The following is a 7,219-nucleotide window of genomic DNA, read 5'->3' as shown; positions in this document are numbered from 1 at the left end:
ACCAAACCTTTGCTGAAAAGCATAAAACAATTGGGGTATCGCCAAGCGGTAAGGCAGCGGCTTTTGATGCCGCCATTCCCTGGTTCGAATCCAGGTACCCCAGCCATATTCTGAGAGCTCGCCTAACGGCGGGCTTTCTTCGTTTCTGCCCTCTGTAATTTCCACATACCCCTTCTTTTTCCGTGGTTGAATCAACGTCCAATCCCTGTACGCTTTATAAAAGTACAAAGGAATCGTTGTGATGACCCAAAACGCCAATCCAATCAAACATCAAATCTATTTATCTCTGCCGAATGACATGTATACGCAGCTCACGCCTAAGCGTGTGGAATCCCCTGCGTTGTTGGCATTGAATCACGATCTCTTGCATCAATATGGTGTGGAGTCAGATTGGTTTGAAGACGTTGAGGGCATTAACTTTCTTTCGGGTAACGGGGACTATTCAAGTTCTGATCCCGTCGCCATGGCATATGCGGGGCACCAATTTGGCTACTACTCACCGTTGCTGGGAGATGGCCGCGCTCATATGCTGGGCCAAATCCAAACTCGTGATGGCAACTACGTCGACGTACAGTTAAAAGGCTCTGGACGAACACCTTATTCCCGCGGCGGCGATGGCCGAGCGACTGTCGGTGCTGTTATCCGTGAATACCTCATTGGCGAAGCCATGGCTGGTCTTGGTATTCCAACCACGCGCACCATTGCGATTTTGAGCACAGGCGAAAATGTCATGCGCGATTACCAAATGGTGCCAGGTGGTATTCAGGTGCGTGCCGCATCCAGCCACATTCGTGTTGGCTCATTTCAGTATGCATATGCAAAAAGCGGTGAGTCAGGCGTTAAAGCACTCGCTGATCACCTGATTGAACATCATTACCCCGAGCTTTCAGACCTCGATGACAAATACCCTGCCCTGCTTGAAGCCATTGGCAACAGGCAAGCTCATCTTATCGCGAAGTGGATGCTGGTTGGTTTTATCCATGGCGTGATGAACACAGACAATATGTCTTTAGTCGGTGAAACCATCGACTTTGGCCCATGTGCTTTCATGGATGAGTTTAAGGCCGGTAAGGTGTTTAGCTCTATTGACCGTGAAAGTCGATATGCGTGGAACCAGCAAGCCAACATTGGCTATTGGAATTTATCTCGTTTAGCCGAAACCTTATTGCCATTGTTCGATAGCGACGATGAGCAAGCCATTAAGATTGCCGAAACGCGTCTTCAACCTTACGTCTCTACCTTCCAAGATGCCTTTCAGCAGGGGCTGAAAGCCAAACTGGGTATTACATCCGACAGCGAAATAGCAGAAGATTTGATCAACCACGCGCTCCCGACACTTGAGCGTGAAGGCATCGACTTTACCCTATTTTTTGATGCGTTGACTCGTCACGCACAAGGCGAAAGTGATGCGCAGTTGCTATCGCTGTTTTCAGCACCAGATGTCGGCCAAGCATGGCTATCTCAGTGGGAGCAAGTGCGAGATCGTGGTGAAGACGTGATTAGCGCGATGCGGCGGGCAAATCCCGCGTTGATCGCCAGAAACCACCAAGTAGAGAAAGCGATTGACGATGCGATGGAAAGAAATGACTTCACCCTATTCCATCGCTTGGCTGAGGCATTAAAAACGCCGTATGACGTCTCTGAAGATAATCGCGACCTGCAAGCCGCACCAGAGCCGCAAGAACGCGTACTAAGAACCTTCTGCGGAACCTAATCAAATAGAAAACAAGGTATTGGTTATAAAAATGGCGATTAACAATCGAACTAATCGCCATTTAAACCAGTCAGAATGTTGCTAAAGCCCCATTGCGTACTTCAGCACCTGCTGCTTGATTGGGCCGCTGTTTTCAGCCAGTTTCAGTCCCACATTGCGCAGCAATTTCAGCGGTGCAATGTCATTGCTAAAGCCGCCATAGAACACGTCCATGCCGGTTTGCATGATGAGATTATCAGGCTTGCGCTTATGCTCGTAGGCTTTCAATACATCATCATCCAGCCATTCCACGCCCGCATCGGCAACCACATCCAACAACGCATCCACGTCTTTAAAGCCAAGGTTCACGCCTTGTCCTGCCAGTGGATTGATGGTGTGCGCTGCATCGCCCAACAATACCACCTTGTTTTGATAGTAACGCTGAGCATGGCGACGAGTCAGCGGGAAGGCACCTTGGCCGATCACGTCAATGTCACCTAACTCTTTCGGGAAGTGCTTCAGAATCTCCTCACGCAGTGCAACGGGTGAAAGACCACAAAGCTGCTTAATACGCGCTGGATTGTCATACCACACCAAAGAACCTTGGTTACCAGGGAGCGGAAGGAAAGAACGCGGCCCTTCTGGCGTGAACCATTGCCAAGTAATGTCTTGCTGCGGGAATTCCGTTTTTACGTTCACTAACATGCAGTGCTGACGATAGTCCCATGCAGTTACACCAATTTTGGCGTAATCGCGCACGCGCGAATTCGCACCATCTGCACCCAGCAACCATTTGCCGTGAAGCATCTCGCCACTTTCAAGCTCAACCACATGACCGTTTTCATCGGCCAGCATCGCGACAATGTTGCCCGGACAAATGATTTCCAAGTTCGCCTGCGCCTCACAACCTTTCCACAACGCCAGTTGGAGCACACGGTTTTCAACGATATAGCCAAGCTCAGCCAAGTTCATGCTGTCAGCACTGAAACGAATACGGCATTCAGGATGTTCCCATGTCTCAAGACGGCGGTACGGACACAAACGCATCTCGGTGACGTCATCCCAGACTTTGAGAGATTTCAGCAGACTTATCGAAGAAGGAGAAATGGCGGAAACACGCAAATCCATGGGCTGTTCTGGCGAGTAAGGTTTGGGTGCATTGCGCTCCACCATCGCCACGCGTTTTCCTTGCTTAGCAAGGCCCAATGCGGCTGCAGCACCTACCATGCCACCGCCTACGACAATAATATCGAATTGTTTCATAACACAATCTCTTTAAAAGCTGCTGACATTCTACCTACCGTGACCTCAAAAGCGATAATAACGGCGAATGTATCGCTGGAATTCCAGTAAAAAATTTGGGGAGAACACGATCTGGTCACAGAATGACTAAAGCAGTACAATACGCGGCTAATCAGAACCCAGCCCAGCTGACGCAAGGTATTGGGAAGAACAGAATAGTGAATTCCGACTGAGTGGTTGAGGAGCGAAACAGCATACTCCTTTTCTATTACGCTCAGTCGAAAGACGTAAAACATTAACATGAGCAATAAGTTACATGGCTAAGAAACTGCTGATCAAAACCTGGGGCTGCCAGATGAACGAATACGATTCATCTAAAATGGCAGATCTGCTAAACGCGGCCGGCGGCTACGAGCTGACCGAAGAGCCGGAAGAAGCGGATGTACTGCTTCTGAATACCTGTTCAATCCGCGAAAAGGCTCAGGAAAAAGTGTTCCACCAGCTGGGTCGCTGGAAAAACCTGAAGGATCAGAAGCCTGGCCTAGTTATTGGCGTTGGCGGCTGTGTAGCAACGCAGGAAGGCGACCACATTCGTGACCGCGCACCGTATGTTGATGTGATCTTTGGCCCACAGACGCTGCACCGTCTGCCACAAATGATCAAACAGTCTCAAATGGACGAAGCACCAGTTATGGACATTTCGTTCCCAGAGATCGAAAAGTTCGACAGCCTGCCAGAGCCACGCGCTGAAGGCCCGACTGCGTTCGTTTCTATCATGGAAGGCTGTTCTAAGTACTGCACCTACTGTGTTGTACCGTACACCCGTGGTGAAGAAGTTAGCCGTCCAATGGACGACGTACTGTTCGAAATCGCGCAACTTGCAGAGCAAGGCGTGCGTGAAGTGAACCTGCTGGGTCAGAACGTTAACGCATACCGTGGTGACACGCACGACGGCGACGTATGTACGTTTGCTGAACTGCTTCGTTACGTGGCGGCAATTGATGGTATCGACCGTATTCGTTACACCACCAGCCACCCAATCGAGTTCACTGACGACATCATCGAAGTGTACAAAGATACCCCTGAACTGGTGAGCTTCCTGCACCTGCCAGTACAGAGCGGTTCAGACCGTATCCTGACACTGATGAAGCGTCCACACACGGCGATCGAGTACAAATCGAAAATCCGTAAACTGCGCGAAGCACGTCCAGGTATCGCAATCAGCTCTGACTTCATCGTAGGTTTCCCAGGTGAAACTGACGCTGACTTCCAAGCGACCATGAAGCTGATCCGTGATGTGAACTTCGACATGAGCTTCAGCTTCATCTTCTCTCCTCGTCCAGGTACGCCAGCAGCGGACTTCCCAGACGATACCCCAGAGCAAGAGAAGAAAGAGCGTCTGTACGAGCTGCAACAGCAAATCAACGCACAAGCGATGATTTACTCGCGTCAAATGGCGGACACTGAGCAGCGTATTCTGGTTGAAGGTCCTTCTAAGAAGAACCTGATGGAGCTGCGTGGCCGTACTGAAAACAACCGCGTGGTAAACTTCGAAGGTTCAGTGGATTTGATCGGTCAGTTTGTTGATGTGAAAATCACTGACGTACTGCCAAACTCCCTGCGTGGTGAACTGGTTCGTACCGAGAAAGAAATGAATCTGCGTGTGGCTGTGTCACCTGCAGAGATGATGGCAAAAACACGCAAAGAAGATGATCTTGGCGTAGGCGTGTATACTCCGTAATAGATCGGAGGCCTTTTAGCCATCCCTAGCCCTGCAATGATGCAGGGGTAATCACCGTTATCGGCGCGAGATACAAGCGCCGATAACATTTGCGAGGACAGCGTTGAACAAAATCATTACTCTGGAAGTATCACTGGAACCAGCTGATAATTCACGCCTTGCCAGCCTGTGCGGCCCGTTTGATGACAACATCAAGCATCTCGAACGCCGTTTGGGTGTGGAAATTAACCACCGTAGTCACGAATTCTCTGTTGTTGGCAAGCCTCATACGGCGACTGCCGCAATCGACATCCTCAAAACGCTTTACGTTGAAACTGCACCTGTCAAAAACCGTTATCCGGATATTGAACCGGACATGGTCCATTTGGCGATCAAAGAAAGCGGCGTATTAGAGCAAAATGTTGAATCCTCGATTCCTTATGGCAAAGAGATCAACATCAAGACTAAAAAAGGTGTTATCAAGCCTCGCACACCTAACCAAGCGCAATACATCGCCAACATGGTGACCCACGACATCACCTTCGGTATTGGCCCTGCGGGTACAGGTAAAACTTACTTGGCGGTTGCTGCTGCTGTTGATGCGCTTGAGCGTCAGGAAATTCGTCGCATTCTGCTGACACGCCCTGCGGTTGAAGCCGGTGAGAAGCTAGGCTTCCTGCCAGGTGATTTGAGCCAAAAGGTGGACCCTTATCTGCGCCCGCTTTACGACGCACTGTTTGAAATGCTGGGCTTTGAGCGTGTAGAGAAGCTGATTGAACGCAACGTCATTGAAGTGGCTCCACTGGCTTACATGCGTGGCCGTACGCTGAATGACGCCTTCATCATTTTGGATGAAAGCCAGAACACCACCGTGGAACAAATGAAGATGTTCCTGACCCGTATTGGCTTTAACAGCCGTGCGGTGATCACCGGTGACGTGACGCAGATAGACTTGCCTCGTAACGCAAAATCAGGCCTTCGCCATGCGATTGAAGTGTTAGCCGATGTAAATGAAATCAGCTTCAACTTCTTCCAAGCAGATGACGTGGTCAGACACCCTGTTGTTGCCCGTATCGTACAAGCGTACGACGCGTGGGAAGCAGAAGACGCGCGCGCCCGCAAACAAGCGGAAGAGCGTCGCCGTCAAGAAAGAGAGGCAGCAATCACCACTGCTGCACATTCAGAAGAGAAGCAATCTTAAATGCAATATTTCGTCGATCTTCAAATCGCGACACAAAACACTGATAATCTGCCGTCTGAGCAACAGCTACAAAGCTGGTTTGAGCAGGCGGTGAAGTCTTTCCGCGAGCAAGCGGAAGTGACCATCCGAATCGTTGACGAGTTCGAAAGCCAGTCTCTTAACCGCGACTACCGCGGCAAAGACAAACCGACGAACGTGTTGTCGTTTCCGTTCGAAGCGCCTCCTGGTGTAGAGTTAGATCTGCTAGGCGACCTGATTATTTGCCGTCAGGTTGTAGAAAATGAAGCTGAAGAACAGAATAAAGAACTGTTTGCCCATTGGGCGCACATGGTTGTACATGGCAGTCTCCATCTGCTAGGTTATGACCATATTGACGATGAAGAAGCGGAAGAAATGGAATCTCTCGAGATTTCAATCATGAACGCGCTGGGCTTTGAAAACCCTTACGCGGCCGACTTCATCTAATATCAACGTTGTAAAAATTGAGACAATGAACGAAGACAACTCACAAAGCTCTGAAGGTCCGAGTAGAAAGACCTTCTTCGAACGTTTAGGACAGTTCTTTCAGGGTGAGCCGAAAGACCGTCAGGAACTGGTAGATGTATTCCGTGACTCGGAACAGAACGAACTGATCGACCACGACACACGGGATATGCTCGAAGGCGTAATGCAGATTTCTGAAATGCGCATCCGAGACATCATGATTCCGCGTTCGCAGATGGTGACCATCGAACGCTCACAACCTCTTGAAGAAATCATTACGGTTATCAATGACGCGCAGCATTCACGCTACCCCGTGATCAGCGACGACAAAGACCATGTTGAAGGTATTCTGCTGGCAAAAGATTTGCTGCGCTACCTGATGCCTGACAGCGAACCGTTCGACATCGACAAAGTGATCCGCCCTGCTGTGGTAGTGCCGGAAAGCAAGCGTGTTGACCGACTGCTGAAAGAGTTTCAGGAAGAACGCTACCACATGGCGATCGTTGTCGATGAGTTCGGCGGTGTTTCCGGCGTAGTAACCATTGAAGACATTCTTGAGGAAATCGTCGGCGACATCGAAGATGAATACGACGATGAAGAAGAGCAAGAGATCCGCCAGCTCAGCAAGCACACCTTCGCGGTGAAAGCACTGACAACGCTGGAGGACTTCAATGAGAAATTCGGTTCTCAGTTCAATGACGACGACATTGACACGATTGGCGGCCTGGTAATGACCAGCTTTGGTCACCTGCCTGCACGTGGTGAAGAAGTGGACATCGAGAACTTCCATTTCAAAGTCACCGCAGCTGACAGTCGACGTATCATCCAATTGCAGGTTACTATTCCAGATACTACTGCAGAGGAAGAAACGGCTTAAACG

Annotated in this window: 6 protein-coding genes and 1 tRNA gene; 6 read left to right on the top strand and 1 reads right to left on the bottom strand. The window is 49.9% G+C overall.

Going from position 1 to position 7,219, the window contains the following annotated elements:
- The first annotated feature begins 31 nt into the window (after nucleotides 1-31).
- Nucleotides 32-106, top strand: a tRNA-Gln gene (locus tag ATN88_RS24605).
- Between the two features lie 135 nt (nucleotides 107-241).
- Nucleotides 242-1,714, top strand: coding sequence for a protein adenylyltransferase SelO (locus ATN88_RS24600; RefSeq protein ID WP_067420092.1), 1,473 nt, complete (start codon nucleotides 242-244; stop codon nucleotides 1,712-1,714).
- An 81-nt stretch (nucleotides 1,715-1,795) separates the two neighbouring features.
- On the opposite strand, the gene ATN88_RS24595 is transcribed toward ATN88_RS24600, so the two are convergent.
- Nucleotides 1,796-2,956 carry a 2-octaprenyl-3-methyl-6-methoxy-1,4-benzoquinol hydroxylase gene (locus tag ATN88_RS24595; protein ID WP_067420091.1) on the bottom strand — a complete coding sequence of 387 codons (1,161 nt, stop codon included), beginning with the start codon at nucleotides 2,954-2,956 and terminating at the stop codon, nucleotides 1,796-1,798.
- A 295-nt stretch (nucleotides 2,957-3,251) separates the two neighbouring features.
- On the opposite strand from ATN88_RS24595, the gene miaB reads away from it, so the two are divergent.
- The 4 genes from miaB (at nucleotide 3,252) to corC (ending at nucleotide 7,216) form a co-directional block, all read left to right on the top strand.
- The gene (gene miaB, locus ATN88_RS24590; RefSeq protein ID WP_067420090.1) at nucleotides 3,252-4,676 is read left to right on the top strand and encodes a tRNA (N6-isopentenyl adenosine(37)-C2)-methylthiotransferase MiaB; all 1,425 of its coding nucleotides are present in this window, start codon (nucleotides 3,252-3,254) and stop codon (nucleotides 4,674-4,676) included.
- Nucleotides 4,677-4,779: 103 nt separating this feature from the next.
- Nucleotides 4,780-5,856: a PhoH family protein gene (locus ATN88_RS24585; protein ID WP_067420089.1), complete on the top strand. Its 1,077-nt coding sequence runs from the start codon at nucleotides 4,780-4,782 to the stop codon at nucleotides 5,854-5,856.
- Complete coding sequence (gene ybeY / locus ATN88_RS24580) at nucleotides 5,857-6,321, top strand: rRNA maturation RNase YbeY (protein WP_067420088.1); 465 nt, start codon at nucleotides 5,857-5,859, stop codon at nucleotides 6,319-6,321.
- Nucleotides 6,322-6,346: 25 nt separating this feature from the next.
- A complete protein-coding gene (gene corC / locus ATN88_RS24575; RefSeq protein WP_067420087.1) occupies nucleotides 6,347-7,216 on the top strand; it encodes a CNNM family magnesium/cobalt transport protein CorC in 870 nt (289 codons plus the stop codon).
- Nucleotides 7,217-7,219 lie beyond the last annotated feature (3 nt).

The sequence above is a fragment of the Enterovibrio coralii genome, from assembly GCF_001559595.1.
Lineage (GTDB): Bacteria > Pseudomonadota > Gammaproteobacteria > Enterobacterales > Vibrionaceae > Enterovibrio > Enterovibrio coralii.
The sequence above is the reverse complement of the archived record's forward strand: the minus strand, read 5'-3'. Positions and strand labels throughout refer to the sequence as shown.

Bases quoted from the DNA above. Each gene is read 5' to 3' on its own strand.
- ATN88_RS24600 (WP_067420092.1), top strand. From the start codon at position 242: ATGACCCAAAACGCCAATCCAATCAAACATCAAATCTATTTATCTCTG.
- ATN88_RS24595 (WP_067420091.1), bottom strand. From the start codon at position 2,956: ATGAAACAATTCGATATTATTGTCGTAGGCGGTGGCATGGTAGGTGCT.
- miaB (WP_067420090.1), top strand. From the start codon at position 3,252: ATGGCTAAGAAACTGCTGATCAAAACCTGGGGCTGCCAGATGAACGAA.
- ybeY (WP_067420088.1), top strand. From the start codon at position 5,857: ATGCAATATTTCGTCGATCTTCAAATCGCGACACAAAACACTGATAAT.
- corC (WP_067420087.1), top strand. From the start codon at position 6,347: ATGAACGAAGACAACTCACAAAGCTCTGAAGGTCCGAGTAGAAAGACC.